At 28.4% G+C, this 16,517-nt stretch carries 17 protein-coding genes; 10 read left to right on the forward strand and 7 right to left on the reverse strand.

The genetic code is table 11. From position 1 onward, the window contains the following. Nucleotides 1-26: 26 nt before the first annotated feature. Together M3Z80_RS05720 and M3Z80_RS05725 are read left to right on the forward strand one after the other, a co-directional pair. Nucleotides 27-1,532, forward strand: a complete 1,506-nt coding sequence (locus M3Z80_RS05720) for a GH3 auxin-responsive promoter family protein (protein ID WP_459251442.1) — start codon at nucleotides 27-29, stop codon at nucleotides 1,530-1,532. 33 nt (nucleotides 1,533-1,565) lie between these two features. Continuing rightward, complete coding sequence (locus M3Z80_RS05725; RefSeq protein ID WP_293918406.1) at nucleotides 1,566-2,420, forward strand: glycosyltransferase family 2 protein; 855 nt, start codon at nucleotides 1,566-1,568, stop codon at nucleotides 2,418-2,420. 30 nt (nucleotides 2,421-2,450) lie between these two features. Here M3Z80_RS05725 and M3Z80_RS05730 read toward each other — a convergent pair whose 3' ends face one another. Further along, nucleotides 2,451-3,164: a class I SAM-dependent methyltransferase gene (locus M3Z80_RS05730; RefSeq protein WP_293918408.1), complete on the reverse strand. Its 714-nt coding sequence runs from the start codon at nucleotides 3,162-3,164 to the stop codon at nucleotides 2,451-2,453. A 55-nt stretch (nucleotides 3,165-3,219) separates the two neighbouring features. Here M3Z80_RS05730 and M3Z80_RS05735 point away from each other — a divergent pair, with 55 nt between their 5' ends. The 4 genes from M3Z80_RS05735 to M3Z80_RS05750 all read left to right on the forward strand — a co-directional run bounded on the left by M3Z80_RS05735 (nucleotide 3,220) and on the right by M3Z80_RS05750 (nucleotide 7,147). Next, complete coding sequence (locus M3Z80_RS05735; protein ID WP_293918410.1) at nucleotides 3,220-4,107, forward strand: glycosyltransferase; 888 nt, start codon at nucleotides 3,220-3,222, stop codon at nucleotides 4,105-4,107. Next, nucleotides 4,108-5,589, forward strand: coding sequence for a lipopolysaccharide biosynthesis protein (locus M3Z80_RS05740; RefSeq protein WP_293918412.1), 1,482 nt, complete (start codon nucleotides 4,108-4,110; stop codon nucleotides 5,587-5,589). A gap of 93 nt (nucleotides 5,590-5,682) precedes the next feature. Next, nucleotides 5,683-6,507 carry a hypothetical protein gene (locus tag M3Z80_RS05745; protein WP_293918414.1) on the forward strand — a complete coding sequence of 275 codons (825 nt, stop codon included), beginning with the start codon at nucleotides 5,683-5,685 and terminating at the stop codon, nucleotides 6,505-6,507. 88 nt (nucleotides 6,508-6,595) lie between these two features. Then, nucleotides 6,596-7,147: a DUF4442 domain-containing protein gene (locus tag M3Z80_RS05750; protein WP_293918416.1), complete on the forward strand. Its 552-nt coding sequence runs from the start codon at nucleotides 6,596-6,598 to the stop codon at nucleotides 7,145-7,147. A gap of 104 nt (nucleotides 7,148-7,251) precedes the next feature. Here the strand turns inward: M3Z80_RS05750 and M3Z80_RS05755 are convergent, their stop codons facing one another. The 4 genes from M3Z80_RS05755 to prmA all read right to left on the reverse strand — a co-directional run bounded on the left by M3Z80_RS05755 (nucleotide 7,252) and on the right by prmA (nucleotide 10,429). Continuing rightward, nucleotides 7,252-8,205 (reverse strand): electron transfer flavoprotein subunit alpha/FixB family protein, encoded by a 954-nt coding sequence (locus M3Z80_RS05755; protein WP_293918418.1) that lies wholly within the window; start codon nucleotides 8,203-8,205, stop codon nucleotides 7,252-7,254. A 38-nt stretch (nucleotides 8,206-8,243) separates the two neighbouring features. Then, entirely contained in the window at nucleotides 8,244-8,990 is a 747-nt protein-coding gene (locus M3Z80_RS05760; protein ID WP_293918420.1) for an electron transfer flavoprotein subunit beta/FixA family protein, read from the reverse strand. 325 nt (nucleotides 8,991-9,315) lie between these two features. After that, nucleotides 9,316-9,603 carry an ATP-dependent Clp protease adaptor ClpS gene (locus M3Z80_RS05765; RefSeq protein ID WP_293918422.1) on the reverse strand — a complete coding sequence of 96 codons (288 nt, stop codon included), beginning with the start codon at nucleotides 9,601-9,603 and terminating at the stop codon, nucleotides 9,316-9,318. Further along, entirely contained in the window at nucleotides 9,590-10,429 is an 840-nt protein-coding gene (prmA, locus tag M3Z80_RS05770; protein WP_293918424.1) for a 50S ribosomal protein L11 methyltransferase, read from the reverse strand. The genes M3Z80_RS05765 and prmA overlap by 14 nt, the downstream gene beginning before the upstream one ends. Nucleotides 10,430-10,629: 200 nt before the next feature. On the opposite strand from prmA, the gene M3Z80_RS05775 reads away from it, so the two are divergent. Together M3Z80_RS05775 and M3Z80_RS05780 are read left to right on the forward strand one after the other, a co-directional pair. After that, nucleotides 10,630-11,460 (forward strand): hypothetical protein, encoded by an 831-nt coding sequence (locus tag M3Z80_RS05775; RefSeq protein WP_293918426.1) that lies wholly within the window; start codon nucleotides 10,630-10,632, stop codon nucleotides 11,458-11,460. Between the two features lie 14 nt (nucleotides 11,461-11,474). Then, complete coding sequence (locus M3Z80_RS05780) at nucleotides 11,475-12,089, forward strand: deoxynucleoside kinase (RefSeq protein WP_293918428.1); 615 nt, start codon at nucleotides 11,475-11,477, stop codon at nucleotides 12,087-12,089. Nucleotides 12,090-12,193: 104 nt separating this feature from the next. Here M3Z80_RS05780 and recQ read toward each other — a convergent pair whose 3' ends face one another. Further along, nucleotides 12,194-14,389, reverse strand: a complete 2,196-nt coding sequence (recQ, locus tag M3Z80_RS05785) for a DNA helicase RecQ (RefSeq protein WP_293918430.1) — start codon at nucleotides 14,387-14,389, stop codon at nucleotides 12,194-12,196. Between the two features lie 85 nt (nucleotides 14,390-14,474). Between recQ and M3Z80_RS05790 the strand changes: the two genes are divergently transcribed. Further along, nucleotides 14,475-15,437 (forward strand): KpsF/GutQ family sugar-phosphate isomerase, encoded by a 963-nt coding sequence (locus tag M3Z80_RS05790; RefSeq protein WP_293918432.1) that lies wholly within the window; start codon nucleotides 14,475-14,477, stop codon nucleotides 15,435-15,437. 40 nt (nucleotides 15,438-15,477) lie between these two features. Beyond that, the gene (gene tatC / locus M3Z80_RS05795; protein WP_293918434.1) at nucleotides 15,478-16,311 is read left to right on the forward strand and encodes a twin-arginine translocase subunit TatC; all 834 of its coding nucleotides are present in this window, start codon (nucleotides 15,478-15,480) and stop codon (nucleotides 16,309-16,311) included. Nucleotides 16,312-16,321: 10 nt separating this feature from the next. Here the strand turns inward: tatC and M3Z80_RS05800 are convergent. After that, nucleotides 16,322-16,517: fructosamine kinase family protein (locus tag M3Z80_RS05800; RefSeq protein ID WP_293918435.1), on the reverse strand; the 196-nt coding region annotated here is incomplete at its 5' end.

Raw genomic sequence — 16,517 nt, forward strand, 5'->3', positions numbered from 1 at the left:
TAAGTGAAAAATTCATTCAATTTACTATGGGGTTTTTAAAGAAAAAAATTGCACAAGGATGGGCATCCATGCATATAAAAAATGAAAATAAATGGATTAATAATCCTGTAAAAGTGCAAAATTATTGGTTTCAAAAACTTATCAGAGAATCACAACATACAAATTTCGGCAATGATTTTTCATTTGCTCAAATACAATCTATTTCCGACTTTCAAAATCAGGTGCCTGTACAAAATTATGAAAGTTTAAAGCCCTATATTGAAAAAATTAAATCCGGCCATACGAACATTCTATGGCCTAAAAAGCCGCTTTATTTTGCTAAAACCTCGGGCACTACATCGGGTACTAAATACATTCCGATTTCAAAAGAATCAATGCCTTTTCATATTGAAGGTGCAAAAAGTGCTTTACTGCATTATATTTACAGGAAAAGGAATCCGAATTTTATAAATGGAAAAATGATATTTTTACAAGGAAGCCCTGTTTTGGAAAATAACCATGGTATTATGACAGGGAGACTTTCAGGAATATCAGCTCATTTCGTACCTAAATATCTTCAGTATAACCGTATGCCTTCTTGGAAAACTAATTGCATTGAAGATTGGGAGACGAAAGTAGATAAAATTGTAGAAGAAACAATTTCTCAAAATATGACCTTAATTAGTGGTATTCCCCCTTGGTTAGTAATGTATTTTGAGAAATTAATAGTTAAATCAGGAAAATCTGTAGGTGATATATTTCCAAACTTGCAAGTACTTGTTACCGGAGGGGTCAGTTATAAACCTTATGAAGAGAAAATCTATGAATTAATTGGAAGAAAGCTTGATATCATACAAACATATCCTGCTTCTGAAGGTTTTATTGCTTTTCAAGAAGATGTAGATAGTGATGGATTATTACTGATGCTTAATCATGGAATTTTCTATGAGTTTATTCCTACCGTAGAATTAGGTAAATCCAATCCTAAAAGACTTACCTTAGAACAAGTAGAACTAGATACGGATTACGCCATTATTCTTACTACTAATGCTGGATTATGGGCTTATGAAATAGGAGACACGGTACGTTTTATTAGTAAGAATCCTTATAAAATCATAGTTACAGGTAGAACAAAACATTTTACCTCTGCTTTTGGAGAACATGTAATTTCTTTCGAGGTAGAAGAATCCATTAAAGAGACGATGGAATCGACCGGATGTATTGTTCAAGAATTTACTCTGGCTCCTCAGGTAAATCCTTTGGAAGGCCTACCATACCATGAATGGTTTATAGAATTTGAAAAACCACCGGTTTCCATTTCAGAATTTGAATTTATACTTGATAATGCTTTACGAAAAAGAAATACTTATTATAACGATCTTATTTCCGGTGCGATTTTAAGACCTTTAAAGGTTTCTATGATTAAAAAAAATGGATTCAACGATTATATGAAAGAAATAGGTAAACTAGGAGGACAAAATAAGCTTCCGCGTTTATCTAATGATAGAGCTATCGCGGATAGGCTTGAAAAATATGTTTTAAAAACATTGTAAAGTAATATATTATTTAGACCTAAATTACTTCCTTTGAAAATTTTAGTTGTTATCCCGGTATTTAATGAATCTAAACATATATTGGAGTGCTTAATTTCATTTCATAAACAAACCTATAAAAACATTAAGTGGATTTTAGTCAATGATTCTTCTACAGATAATTCCAAAGAAATTATAGAAGAATTTATCAAAGATAAGCCAGCATTCCATCTCATTAATTTAGTAAATAAATCAGAGCATAGACCGGGAGCCAAAGTAGTAAAAACTTTTTATGAAGGATTAAATTCTCTTTCTTGGAAAGAATACGACAGTATAGTTAAATTGGATGCAGATATTATTATTCCTGATAACTATTTTGAAATTATTGTCAAAGAATTACAGAATAATCCAAATGTAGGTATTATTGGTGGTTTAGTATACATTAAAAAAGGGAATAATTGGGTTTATGAAAATATTTCTAATAAAAAACATGTTAGAGGGCCTATAAAAACTTATAGAAAAGAATGTTTCATTGACATTGGCGGTATTCGGATGACATTAGGATGGGATAATCTGGATATTTTATTAGCCCATATGCATCATTGGGAAGTGAAAGTTATTAATGATCTATGCGTAAAACATGTAAAGCCAACGGCGCATGTATATAAGTCTACTAAAGCAAAAAAGTTGGGTGAATATTTTTATAATATCGGTCTTAATAAGAGGTTAGCTTTTATATCCTGCGCAAAAGCCTCATGGAAAGATAAATCAATATACCATTTTTTTATTTCATTTAAAACTTTTCTTTCTTTTGAAAAATTAAAAAAGGAACGAGCTATAAACGATCAAGAAATAAAATTTATACAAAAATTTCGTTGGAATCAAATCATGAAAAAATTTAAGTATTGATATCTTTAAAATTTGTTGATTGTAAAATATTTAATTTTTTAAAAAATCATCAATTGAGCAAAGATTTAAAAGATCGTTTCTATAGGTGTCTAAAAAAGTATAATCCAAATTGGGTATATCTTCAGTAATAATAGAATTAAAAACGGAAGGTAAAACCTCATTGGAAGGTTTATTTTGAACAACTCCAAGGCCATGATCGGTATCTAAAACTGAAACGGTTAACTCAGGATGGTTTTTTCTTAAAAAAACGATTGTTTTCCAAACATCTCCATTCCAAATATTTTTCCAATTTTTATCTGAGGATAATTTTATTCTAGCTTCTTCTATATTTGCAGCAGGATAAGCAGCTATTTTATCAAGTGGATTGCAATCGTGTAAAATAATAACACCCTTTTCGGAGGAATATTTTAAAGCATTTAATGTATCTTTAAGCGATTGTTGATAAGTATGCAATCCATCAATAAACGTAAGATTTATAGGATTTTTTTTGAGAAGTGTATGATGATCTTCAAAAAATTGATCGCTAGTCATCTCAAAGAATTTATTTTTAAAATTATGCGGATTCTTATATAAATATCTAATTTTTTTTATAAAACTAAAATTGAAATAAGGATCTACAGCATATCTATTTTTTGCCCCTATTATATTAAAAAAGCACTTTCCTCGATTTACACCAATTTCCAAATAATTTTCAACGTCATAATTTTTAATAATGTAATTTAAAACTTGAACTCTTGTTATCATAAGGTTTTCAATATTTTTTTATTTATATATTTGTATAAGTTTTTATATCATGTAAATGTACAACATTGTAAGTATAATTGTTACCTATAATGGTGAAAAATGGATAAAAAAATGTTTGGATTCTTTACTTGCATCTAGCATACTTACAGATATTTATATAATTGATAATAATTCGACGGATAATACTTTAAATATTATTAAATCTTATCCGAATGTTTCTGTAATCAAAAGCGATTGTAATTTAGGATTTGGAAAAGCGAATAATTTTTTATTAAAAAAATTATATAAAGAAAAAAAATACTCTTATTACTTTTTAATTAATCAAGATGCTTGGGTAGATAAAAGCTGCTTACAATTATTGGTTGAATTTTCCGTAAAAAATCCAACTTATGGTATTGTAAGTCCTATACATTACACGAATAATTTCTCTGTTATTGATTTTAATTTTAAAGAATATCTAGCTAAAAGCAGAGAAATATCAGACGAAATTTATGAAACTGATTTTGTTAATGCGGCTTTTTGGTTAATAAGCAAAGATTGTATTGAAAAGGTGGGATTATTTAATCCGTATTTTATACATTACGGTGAGGATAAAAATTATTGTAATCGCGTCGTTTATTACGGAAAGAAAATAGGCATATTAAAAAATGCTAAAGCCAATCATGATAGACAGAAAACAACAGATTTCAAAAAAATTCAAAAATTGTCTATGATAAAGTTAGATAGTATATTTTTAAATCCGAATAATAATCTATGGAAAGCATATGCCAGAGCGCTGATAAACGTTTGGGGCATTCCTAAATATTATAGTAAAACATTATCTATAAAAAATTCTATCTTATTATTTAATACATTAATAGGTCACTATATAAAATTACTTTTCTCAGAAAAAATCAGAGTAAACCGAAAAGAACAAATTGAAAACGTATTTAGCATAAATTAAATGGGCATTGTAGCACGTCAAGGAATAAAATATAGTATTATCAGTTATCTTAGCTTTTTATTAGGTACATTTTCAACAATATTCATATATCCTTCTAATCCGGAATTCCTAGGTAAACTTAGATTTATACAACCATCAGCAGAAATTATATGTCCATTTGTTCTCTTTGGTCTTAGCTATGCGAATATAAAATATCATCAAAAATTAAAAACTAAAAATCAACATTTAGATTTTCTTTGGGTTTCGATCCAATTTGTTTTAATTAATTTTATTTTTATAACATTTATTTATTGGCTATTTGCACAAATATTTCCAAACATTAAAGTTTCCGATTCTTGGAATATGAAGCAATATATAATACCGGTAGCTTTATCGCTTGCATTAACCCAGCTTTTATCTAAATATATATCGAATTTAAAACGAATTACTGTACCGGGAATTTTTGAAAATTTTTTTCCAAAGCTAGGAGCTTTAACTGCTTTTATTTCTTGTGTTTATTTAGGTATATCACAAAAAAAAGCTCTCTACTTATTTACTTCTTTTTTTACTTTAGCAATGGTAGGAATGTTTTATTACTTCATAAAACTGAATAAAGATAAAAAAAGCGGGTCATTGAGCATTCTTCGAGATAAAACCCTACGATCAAACATGTTTAATTTCTGTTTATTTTCAGTTCTTGGAAGTATCGGAAATAGGCTGGCACTACAAATTGATAATTTAATGATACCTGAACTACTCGATTTTAAACAAAACGGTATCTATTCAATATTAACTTCTATTGTAGGTTTTCTTACCGTTCCTTTAATGGGAATATTTACTATTTCGGGACCTATTATAGTAGAGAAACTTGAAAATAATAAGTTGGATGAATTAAATGAATTTTATAAAAAGGTATCTAAATTTTTGTTTCTTTTCGGTACTATCTTATTAGCTTGTATCTTAGCAGGAATCGATTATTTATTTATTTTTATGAAAAATGGTAAAGAATTGGCAGATGCAAAAATTATTATATACATTCTAGGAGCAGCCACCTTATTTGATTTAGCTACAGGTTTTAATAGTAATATAATTTCCTATTCTAAATATTTCAGATTCAATATTTATGCTATGTTATTTCTCGCCGTATTTACTATTATATCGAATATCATTTTTATCACATATTTTAAATTGGGTATTGAAGGAATAGCATTAGCCACAGCAATATCTTTGACCTTATTTAATTTAATTAAGTTAGAATTCAACTATCGAAAGTTTGGTATACATCCCTTTTCTAAAGATAATATCTATATTTTTCTAACAGGAATTATAAGTGTGATAGTTGTATATTATTTACCTGATTTCTCTAATAATCTTATTAATTTATTCACTAAACCGGGAATAATTTTAATTTTATTTTTGCTAGCTAACAGTTGGTTTCAATTTATCCCAATAAAAGAACTCCTATCAACAAATTATAAAAACTTTTTAACCGGAAAAAAATAAAACTATAATTTTTCTCAATATAATCAATTATTTTTTTCATATGTGTTAAATATTTATTGATTTTAATGTATTTTTGTTAAGTAAAATATATATATGAAACTTTTCTATACTTATTTTTTACTAATATTTACAATTACAATATTTTCTCAAGATAGAAAACAAATTAAAGGTAAAGTGTATATATTAGATCAACATTATGAAACAGTTTCGGGTATTTATGTAAAAAATCTTTCTACTAATTATACAATCTTAACCGATATTACCGGAAATTTTACCATTCCTGCGCAAATCGGCGATCCTATAATGTTTCAATCTTATAATATTGAAAAAAGAACTGTTTTAGTTACTCAAGAAATGTTTACCAAACTGGAAATGAAAATCCAATTAGATATTAAAGAAAAGCAATTAGAAGATATTTATATCAGTCCCTTTAAAACATATGGAAGCATTGAATTGGATGTAAAAAGAATTCCAATGATGAATAAAACCAATAAAATATTAAAGAAATTAGGAAATTTAAACCCTACGCAAAAATTGGATGGAAGTACGGATATTGATTCTGAATTAGCAAAAGTATCATCCATGAAATTTGGTATTGAAGGAATTTTAGACTTTATTTCCGGAGATGCTAAGCGAAAAGAGCGACTATCAATTTTTGAAGAACAATCCAATAACATAAAAAATATAAGAGAATATTTTGGAGATAATTACTTTGAAGAATTAGGTCTTAAAAAAAATGAGATCAATGATTTTATACTATATATCTATCTTAATCACAATTTAAAATTTTATTACGATCACAATAATTATTTTCAAATCCTATCTATTTTCGATAAAAATATTTTAATTTATAAATCCAGAAAAAATAAAACTAATACTACAATTCCAAAAGTTGGAAAACCTTATTTTCCTCAATAATTTCCTTTCATTGTTTTTTATTCTTATAGTCCATTTGGTTTATTAATTTTTAAACTTTATTTTTATACATTTAAAGACATTAATTCTGATGTATAAGAAAATAAACAAGTTCCTTTCAATTGTTTTTAAACCATCAATTATATATAAATATTTTTTTAATATTTCACCGTTATATATAAGAACAACTGGAAATATCAAATATGTCTCTGAAGATGTATATAAAATAATTGTAGAAATTCCCTTATCTTATAAAAATAGGAATTATGCAGGTACTATGTTTGGAGGTAGTATCCTATCAGCAACAGATCCCATATATATGCTACAACTTATACATATATTAGGAAGTGAATATATTATCTGGGATAAATCGGTTTCAGCTGAATATATTAAGCCGATAAATCAAAAAGCAATAGCAATATTTGAATTCCAAAGAGAAGAAATAGAACAAATTAAAGAATCTGTTAAAAAAAATAATGAAATCACTTTAAATAAGAAATTGCACATAACCAATAAACTGGGTAATGTTTTTTGTTATATGGAAAAAATAATATATATAGCAGATAAAAATTATTACAAAGAAAAAGTTAGAAATAAAAATATTACAATTCATAAAGTAAAGGACACTGTATCCATTTTATAACATATAAATTCACCAAATATCTTTTTTATTCTAACTTAAGTTTAATAATATTAGATATCAAGATATATTAATAATAGTTCTACAGAACAATAAACTAAGTTAAATCAATGCAATCCTTTAAAATCCTTTAATTTTTTTGTCAATTCTGGAACGATTTCAAATAAATCTCCAACTACTCCGTAATTAGCAGATTTGTAAAAAGGAGATTGAGGATCATTGTTAATTACAACAATAGTTTTACTTTTAGTAACTCCTGCTAAATGCTGAATGGCCCCCGATATGCCAATGGCTATATATAATTTTGGAGAAATAATTTTACCTGTTTGACCAACATGTTCAGAATGAGGCCTCCAACCTAAATCGGCAACTGGCTTTGAACATGCCGTTGCAGCACCCAATACTTTCGCTAAATCTTCAATAATTCCCCAATTTTCGGGACCTTTCATACCTCTTCCTGCACCTACAACTAATTCAGCTTCTTTTACATCTAGTTTATCTGAGCTAACTTCTTCATTTTTAACAATATAATTAGAATCTATAGGTGTATTTAAAACAATTTTTTCTTCTATACCCGAAACAGGACTTTCTTTAGCACCTACAGAATTTACGGAAAGGGTAAGCACTATAGTTGATTGATCCGTTTCTACAACAGCAATTCCTTTTCCTGAAAAAACAGATCTTTTTACTCTAAAAGGAGAAGTTGAAAGAGGAGCTGAAATAGTTTGAGTTATATAAGCTGCCGATTTTTCTTTTACTATGTAAGGAGCTATAGAAACACTCTCATTAGTATGAGAAAATAATATATAATTACCATCTATTAAGTTAGAAATTACCGAAGCATAGGTTCTTGGATTAAATGACTTCAAAGACTCATCTTTAACATTTAAAACTTTAGATGCTCCATATGTAAATAAAAGTTCTGAAGAATCCTCAGCATTAATAGTGATTGCTGTAACAGAATCACCTAATGAATCGGCTAAATTTTTTGCATAAGATATAACTTCATAACTAACTTTTTTAAATTTTCCTTGAGAATTCTCTATATATACGTAAATCATTTTTTAAATATCGGTTAAAAATTAGTAAATAGAAATATTTAAATAACTTTAGCTTCCTCATGAAGAAGACGAACTAATTCATCCAAGTTATCTTTATCAATTAAAACGACATTAGCTCTTGAAGCAGGTTTTTCAAATTCAATAATGGAAACCTTATTTCCGGAAAATTTAGGTTCAATTACCTGGAATGGTTTAGATTTCGCTGACATAATGCCTCTAATATTAGGAATTTTTAATTGATTTTCCGGAACAACCCCCTCCTGCCCGGCTAAAACAGCGGGTAATTCTATGGAAATTGTTTCTTTTCCATTATCTATTTCGCGAGTAACCTGAATTGTTTTTCCTTCGATTTCCAAGCCTGTAACAGCATTTACGAAAGGATAATTTAATTCAGCAGCCACTAATCCGGGAACTACTCCCCCATTATAATCTATCGATTCTTTTCCTAAAAGAATTAAGTCATATTCACCCTCTTTTGCAACAGAAGCTATTTCTTTAGCTACTAATTCACTATCCTTAGGTTCCTCATTTATACGTATGGCATTATTGGCTCCAATAGCTAATGCTTTTCGCATTACCGGTTCTACCGAAGCATCTCCTACTGATATAATAGTTATTTCTGCCCCAAGCTTTTCTTGTAAGTGCAAAGCTTTACTTAAACAATATTCATCTTGAGGATTTATTATATATTGAATTCCATTTTTATCGAATTCCTTACTATCGTTTGTAAAATTTATTTTAGATGTCGTATCCGGTACGCTACTAATGGCTACTAATATTTTCATCAACGTATTTTTTCTAGCAACTAATTTACTTAAAAAAATGATCTATTCCTAACTAATTTCCTTTTTTAATTAGAATTAATTTAAAAAGATTTTAGAACTCTATTTACTAACGCTATATGGTAAAATTTATCTTTTTTCTCAAAAATTTAAATTTTAAAAAAACTAGAATATGTTAAAAGTATGGAGTAATTAAAAAAATATAATTCCCTTTTCTATATACGGATAAATTTCAATAAAAAATCATATATATAAAGAGAATTATTTAATATGATAATTTAATTGTAAAGAGTTATATTAGAACACTTATTTATTTAGAGTAAATTCTTTATACAATTTGTGAAGTAAGACCTTTTTGTAGTAAAGCTCGGTTTATAGGTATGAGCTTTTCTAAAGAACCTTTTTTCACTTCACATTTTCCTTTATAGTGTACTAAGAATGTACATTGCTGAGCTTGTTCCAAGGTATGCTCACATATTTCTATTAAACAATCAATTACATAATCGAAAGTATTATGATCGTCATTATGCAAAACAATCACATGTGGAACAGCTTCTTCAACAACTGTATCAACACTTTCCTGTTCTTTCCATTTGGGTAGATTATTGTATATCATCTTTATATAATAAAATTGAAATCCAATTGTTTCTGTTTAATTTTTGATCAAATTTTAAGCCATATTTAGATGATTCTGCAATAATGTCATCAAAATCATGCTCAAAAATCCCACTAACTAGTAATTGTCCATTCGGAAGTAAATTTTCGGCATATTTTGACATATCTTTTAATAAAATATTTTTATTAATATTCGCTAAAATTATATCAAATGCATGATTTCCCAATAAATTAGCATCACCTAATTTTATGTCTATATCAACCCCATTTTTTTTTGAGTTTTCCAAAGCATTACCATAAGACCATTCATCAATATCAATAGCTTCGACATAATGAGCACCTCTCATTTTAGCAAAAATAGCCAATACACCAGTTCCGCTTCCCATATCCAACACCTCTTTTCCTTCAAAATTCATGGACAACATGGTATGAAGCATATTATATGTCGTTTCGTGATGACCGGTTCCAAAAGACATTTTCGGCTCTATTTTTATCGGAAAAGGAAATTCATTACGGATAGGATGAAAATCTGCATATAAATAAATCTGATTTTCAATGATTACAGGCGGAAAATTCTTTTCCCACTCTTCATTCCAATTTATATCCGGAGATAATTTTTTTTCATAAGTAATAGATACATCTGATGAAGACATTATTGGCAACTCTTTAATTAATTGTTCCTCTTCTTCTTCAACTTTTATATAGGTCAAAAATCCTGTTTCAGTTTCAACAAAACTTTCAAAGGGTAATTCTGAGAGATAGGCTAATAAAATATCTCTCCATGGTTCTAATGGGCTTATATGAAAATGGTATTCTGTGTATTTCATTTAATTTTTTAAATATGGCAAATTTAAAAAATTAAAAACAGTTTATACTTTCACAGATACTATTAATTTGAGACGATCTAAAAGCTTTCATCAAATAAAAAATTAACAAAGATCCTTTATTCATACCTTATTATTGGAAAAATATCAATGTAATAATTGAATTTAGTTAACTAAATTTATTTCATTACTTTTACGGTTATATGTATAGATTAATTAAATTATTTACCTTATTTACTTTCATGCCCATAGTTTACGGACAACAATTGGTTTTAACAGACAGTATTACTCTGGATGTTTCTGATTCATACACTTTTTATCAAGCAGATATTTTCAACTCTTTTTACTTTGTTTCACAAAAAGATAACTCCTTATTAAAATACGATAAGAATTCTAACAATAAATATATTCTGCAAAATTTTGATTCTTTAAAAAAACTTTTCATAGTAAATCCCCTATTTTTGGTTGTTCTGGATAAATTCAACAATATTCTTGATTTTTACGATGATAAGTTAATCAGTACTCAAGATAGAATATCAATTTTCTCAAATCAAATTATAAACCCCGAACTTATATATGTAAAAAATAATAGGTCCCTACTCTACTTTGATGAATTAAAATCTGAGAGTTTTATTCAATATGATTATAGAGTTCAAAAAGATATAATTTCTTCGAATGCATTACCCCATGAATTACTTGAAAATTATATAAAAAAAGATATCTATAGTTCCAAACAATCGAAATTTATACTTTTAAAATCAAAAGAGTTTTCTAATGAATCAAATAATTATAAAATAGTTAAGCAAAACAATAAAAATGTGTATACTTATGACATTCCGCATCTCGATATCTACGGTTGGAATGAACAGAATTTTTATTGGATCAATAAAGATTTTCTATATTATTATGATTTTGAAAATGCCCCAATACAAATACGTTTACCGATGGTCGGGGGAAAATATTATATTTTAAATAAATATTTATTTCTATGGAAATCTAAGGTTATGTACCTTTACAAAATAGAAACAGAATAATAAATTTATTTATAATGCATATTGCCATCACCGGAAATATAGGAGCAGGAAAAACTACTTTAACCAAATTATTAGCTAATAATTATCACTGGATTGCTCAATTTGAAGATGCAGATCAAAATCCCTATTTAGATGATTTTTATTATGATATGGCTAAATGGTCTTTTAACCTTCAAATCTATTTTTTAAGTTCACGATTTAAGCAAATAAAAGAAATTCGAGAAAATAAAAAAAATATAATTCAAGACAGAACCATATACGAAGATGTGTATATTTTTGCTTCCAATCTTCATGAAATGGGACTTATGCAAACCAGAGATTATAATAATTATCTGAATCTTTTTAATTTAATGAAAGATTATATCCAACCACCGGATCTGCTTATCTATCTTCGTGCATCCGTTCCGACATTAGTTAATCAAATTCAAAAAAGAGGTAGAGAGTACGAAACGTCCATAAGCATTGAATATCTTCTACGATTGAACGAAAAATATGAAGAATGGATTTCCAATTATAAGGAAGGAAAATTATTAATCATTGATGTAGATAATATGGACTTTGTTGATAATAAGGAAGATTTAGGAATAATTATAGACAAGGTAGAGGCCAATATCCACGGTTTATTTTAAAATTATTTAATATCAAAAAAATACTAAATAACTAAATAAAAAATTATTTGGTATTTTTAAATATGAAATGAAGAGAAAAACTAGTAACAATTTTTTCATTGATGCTAGTTTGCCACTTCACTTATAAATTTAATTCTCATGATTCTTAATTCATCTTCAGAATAATCATCACCAAATTCCTCGAGTAAAACAGACATTTTATCGCTATCAGACTCCATTAAAAAATCAATTATTTCTTCTTGCTGTTCTTCATCTAATAGTTCATCAACATAATAGCCAATATTTAATTTAGTTCCCTGATAAACAATACTTTCCATTTCGCCTAGCAAATCATTTATTGTTAAATCTTTTGCCTTGGCAATATCTTCAAAGTCTAATTTCCTATCCGTACTTTGAATTATAAAAACTTTATGAGATGATTTATTAGCTACTTGTTTTATTATTAAATCATTTGGTCTTTCAATATCATTTTCTTCAACATATTTGGCTATATATTCTACAAATTCTTTTCCGAATTTTTTTGCTTTCCCCTCTCCTACTCCAAAAACGTTAGATAACTCTGAAATAGTTGTAGGATAGTGTAAGGCCATATCTTCCAAACTAGGGTCTTGAAAAACTGCAAATGGAGGAATAGCATTCTTTTTCGCTACTCTTTTTCGTATTTCTTTTAAATCATCAAATAACTTCTTATCTAATGCATTACTTACTGCGGCTATAGGCGTAGCAACTGATGTTTCCATTTCTTTTTCAAAGTCAATATCCTCTGCAATTTGAATCTCTTTAGGATTTTTTATAAAATCTTTACCGAAAGAAGATAATTTAAGAATGCCATAAGTTTCAATATCTTTTAAAAGAAAATTATTTACAATAGCTTGGCGTATAATAGATTTCCAAAAATTATCGGATTTATTTTTTCCAAATCCGAAATAATCTTCTAAGCTAAGTTTATACGATTTGGTTATGGCTGATTCTTTTCCAACGGCTACATTCACTAAATCTTTTAATTTTAATTTTTCTTTCGTTTTTTCCACGACAGAAAGCATTTGCTTCATATCATCAGATACATCTACTAAAATTTTAGGATTCATGGAATTATCATCCATTTTAGCTCCTAAACCGTTTTTTTCATCAAATTCTTCACCGAAATAATGAAGTAAATATTTACGTCTGGACATAGAGGTTTCTGCATAGCCTACCACTTCTTGCAACAATTGTAAGCCGACTTCTCTTTCTGAAACGGGTTTGGATGCAAGGAATTTTTCAAGTTTTTCAATGTCTTTATAATCATAAAATGCTAGGCAATAACCTTCACCACCATCTCTACCTGCACGCCCCGTTTCTTGATAATAACTCTCTAAACTTTTAGGAATATCATAATGAATAACAAAACGTACGTCGGGCTTATCAATACCCATTCCAAAGGCAATGGTTGCACATATCACATCTGTTTCTTCCATTAAAAATTTATCCTGATGAGCTGCTCTGGATTTGCTATCTAACCCTGCATGGTAAGGTAAAGCGTTTATGCCATTAACCTTTAATAATTCAGCCAATTCTTCAACCTTTTTCCTACTCAAACAATAAATTATACCGGATTTACCCGGATTTTCTTTAATATATTTTATAATCTGCTTTTCAGGATTGATTTTTGATCTTATTTCGTAATATAGGTTAGGCCTATTAAAAGAAGATTTGAAAATCTTAGCTCCTGTCATTCCTAAGGTTTTTTGAATATCATCTTGTACTTTAGGAGTTGCCGTAGCGGTTAAGGCAATAATAGGCGTTTTACCGATTTTTTCAATTATATATCTTAAATTTCTATATTCAGGTCTAAAATCATGTCCCCATTCTGAAATACAATGAGCTTCATCAATAGCAAAAAATGATAATTTTATAGTTTTTAAAAATTCTATATATTCTTCTTTAGTAAGAGATTCGGGCGCAACATAAAGCAATTTTGTCGTACCGGATAGTATATCATCTTTTACTTTTTTAATTTCAGTTTTATTTAATGAGGAATTAAGCACATGTGCTATTCCTTCACAAGATGAGATTCCTCTCACAGCATCAACTTGATTTTTCATTAACGCTATTAAAGGAGAAACTACAATTGCAGTTCCTTCCAATAATAAGGCAGGTAACTGGTAACATAAGGACTTTCCTCCACCTGTAGGCATTAATACAAATACATCATTGCCGCCCAACAAATTAGTAATTACTTCTTCTTGCGGCCCCTTAAATGAATTAAAACCAAAATATTTTTTTAATAATTTAGGCAAGTCTTTTTCCAAAGATTTCATTCTTAAACTTTAGTTTTTTTTTAAATTTGCTGTTTATTAAATTAAAAATACAACAAATTTTTTAAACAAAAAAAAATTATTTATTTTGGATGATCAAAAGATACTAAAAGCAGGCAAAGATACTATATTATTTGAGATAACTGAATTACAATCATTATACAGCCGTTTGGACAATAATTTTATCAAAGCAGTTCGCTATATACTTGATTGTAAAGGTAAACTGATTTTATGCGGCGTTGGAAAAAGTGCTCATATAGCTAATAAATTAGTAGCAACTTTTAATTCAACCGGTACTCCCTCTCAATTTCTACATGCGGCTGAAGCTAAACATGGTGATTTAGGAATTATAGATAAAAATGATGTAATAATTTGCATTTCTAACAGTGGAACCTCATCTGAGATTCAGGAAATTGTCCCTTTTCTTAAAGATTATTCGTCCGTTTTAATAGCAATGACTTCGAACAAAAATTGCTTATTGGCAGAACTCGCCAACGTGGTTCTTGATACCTATGTTGAAAAAGAAGCAGATCCTAATAATCTGGCACCTACTACTTCTACTATTGTTCAACTAGCATTGGGAGATGCCTTGGCCGTTGCCCTACTTCAAGCTAAAAATTTCAAATCTTCAGATTTTGCCAAATATCATCCGGGAGGAGCTCTAGGTAAAAAACTTTTATTAAAAGTCGAACAGCTAGTAAAGCCTGATCGAAGACCGGAAATACCACAATCTGCTCATCTTAAAGAAATAATAAATTCTTTAACATATTCCTCTTATGGAATTACTGTTGTAACCGAACATAATAAAGTGAGAGGAGTTATTACTGATGGAGATGTAAGAAGAACTTTAGCCAAAGATGTAGACTATAATCAAATCATCGCTAAAGATATAATGTCGGTAAGCCCTAAAACCATTCAGAAAAATGAATTAGCCAGTCATGCTTTTGAACAGCTAAAGAACAATCAAATTGGCCAGTTAGTAGTGTTAGATGGAGAAAATTATGTCGGCATTATTGATCTGCATACCCTTTTGGATAATGGTTTTAAATAAAATTAAATAAATTAGTATCTTTATTAACTGAAAGAACTGAATGGCTAAAAAGAAAGCAAATGATAATGCAAGCATGCCGTTTCTAGCTCATGTTGGCGTATTAAGAAAACACATTTTACGTTCATTAGTAGCTATATGTTTGGGAGCATGCTTAGTCGGATATAAAATTCATTTTGTTATGGATCATATTATTTTTGGTCCGATTCATAAAGATTTTATTACCTTTAAGTTGATGAATGCGATAGGTCGGCTATTTAGTTCTTCAGATGTATTCGAAATGCCTGATGAATTTCCTATACAAGTTCGTAAAATATTCGAACAACTAAATACTGCCTTTTATGTTTCTGTGGTGGGAGGATTTATTTTAGTGTTTCCATATGTTATTTATGAAATGTGGAAATTTATTTCTCCCGGATTAAAACCTAACGAGAAGAAAAATTCGTTGCTATTTTATTTAAGTACCTATTTTCTTTTCATTATCGGTTGTTGTTTCGGATATTTTTTTGTGACTCCGCTAACCATGCATTTTGGTTATTTTTTCAATATCTCCGAAACAATTAAAGTAAATATAGATCTTTCCAGCTATATAAGAATTTTATTACAGACAGTTTTAGGTATGGGAATAATTTTCCTTCTTCCTATCATCGTTTACATTTTGACAAGCATTGGTATACTAACACCTAAATTTTTGAAAAAATACCGCAGACACGCATTGGTTGTTATCTTAATTCTTGCAGGATTTATAACTCCGGGTGATATTCCCTCCATGCTTGTTGCTTCCTGTCCCTTATACCTATTATATGAGGCAAGCATAATAGTTTCCAGTTTAGTTTACAAAAGAAATAAATTGGATGGTTCAAAAGTAAATTCTTAGGAAATAATTATTATTTAAATTCACTTAAAATATTTTTAACTTCTTCTAAATAGTAACTACCAAATAAAATTGAGTGCACTAATAACGGATACAATTGGGTATAGGATATACGTTCTTCCCATCCTTTAGTTAATGGATAGGCCTTATCATAAGCTTCATAAAAATAGGTGGAAAATCCTCCGAATAATCGGGTCATTCCTAAATCC

It is taken from the genome of Apibacter sp., assembly GCF_025291155.1.
Taxonomy (GTDB): domain Bacteria; phylum Bacteroidota; class Bacteroidia; order Flavobacteriales; family Weeksellaceae; genus Apibacter.

What these genes read in the sequence shown, in the direction of transcription:
- recQ (WP_293918430.1), bottom strand. Translation starts at nt 14,389, where the DNA reads ATGAAATCTTTGGAAAAAGACTTGCCTAAATTATTAAAAAAATATTTT.
- M3Z80_RS05730 (WP_293918408.1), bottom strand. Translation starts at nt 3,164, where the DNA reads ATGATAACAAGAGTTCAAGTTTTAAATTACATTATTAAAAATTATGAC.
- M3Z80_RS05745 (WP_293918414.1), top strand. Translation starts at nt 5,683, where the DNA reads ATGAAACTTTTCTATACTTATTTTTTACTAATATTTACAATTACAATA.
- M3Z80_RS05720 (WP_459251442.1), top strand. Translation starts at nt 27, where the DNA reads ATGGGGTTTTTAAAGAAAAAAATTGCACAAGGATGGGCATCCATGCAT.
- M3Z80_RS05775 (WP_293918426.1), top strand. Translation starts at nt 10,630, where the DNA reads ATGTATAGATTAATTAAATTATTTACCTTATTTACTTTCATGCCCATA.
- M3Z80_RS05735 (WP_293918410.1), top strand. Translation starts at nt 3,220, where the DNA reads ATGTACAACATTGTAAGTATAATTGTTACCTATAATGGTGAAAAATGG.
- M3Z80_RS05740 (WP_293918412.1), top strand. Translation starts at nt 4,108, where the DNA reads ATGGGCATTGTAGCACGTCAAGGAATAAAATATAGTATTATCAGTTAT.
- M3Z80_RS05780 (WP_293918428.1), top strand. Translation starts at nt 11,475, where the DNA reads ATGCATATTGCCATCACCGGAAATATAGGAGCAGGAAAAACTACTTTA.
- M3Z80_RS05750 (WP_293918416.1), top strand. Translation starts at nt 6,596, where the DNA reads ATGTATAAGAAAATAAACAAGTTCCTTTCAATTGTTTTTAAACCATCA.
- prmA (WP_293918424.1), bottom strand. Translation starts at nt 10,429, where the DNA reads ATGAAATACACAGAATACCATTTTCATATAAGCCCATTAGAACCATGG.
- M3Z80_RS05755 (WP_293918418.1), bottom strand. Translation starts at nt 8,205, where the DNA reads ATGATTTACGTATATATAGAGAATTCTCAAGGAAAATTTAAAAAAGTT.
- M3Z80_RS05765 (WP_293918422.1), bottom strand. Translation starts at nt 9,603, where the DNA reads ATGATATACAATAATCTACCCAAATGGAAAGAACAGGAAAGTGTTGAT.
- M3Z80_RS05760 (WP_293918420.1), bottom strand. Translation starts at nt 8,990, where the DNA reads ATGAAAATATTAGTAGCCATTAGTAGCGTACCGGATACGACATCTAAA.
- tatC (WP_293918434.1), top strand. Translation starts at nt 15,478, where the DNA reads ATGGCTAAAAAGAAAGCAAATGATAATGCAAGCATGCCGTTTCTAGCT.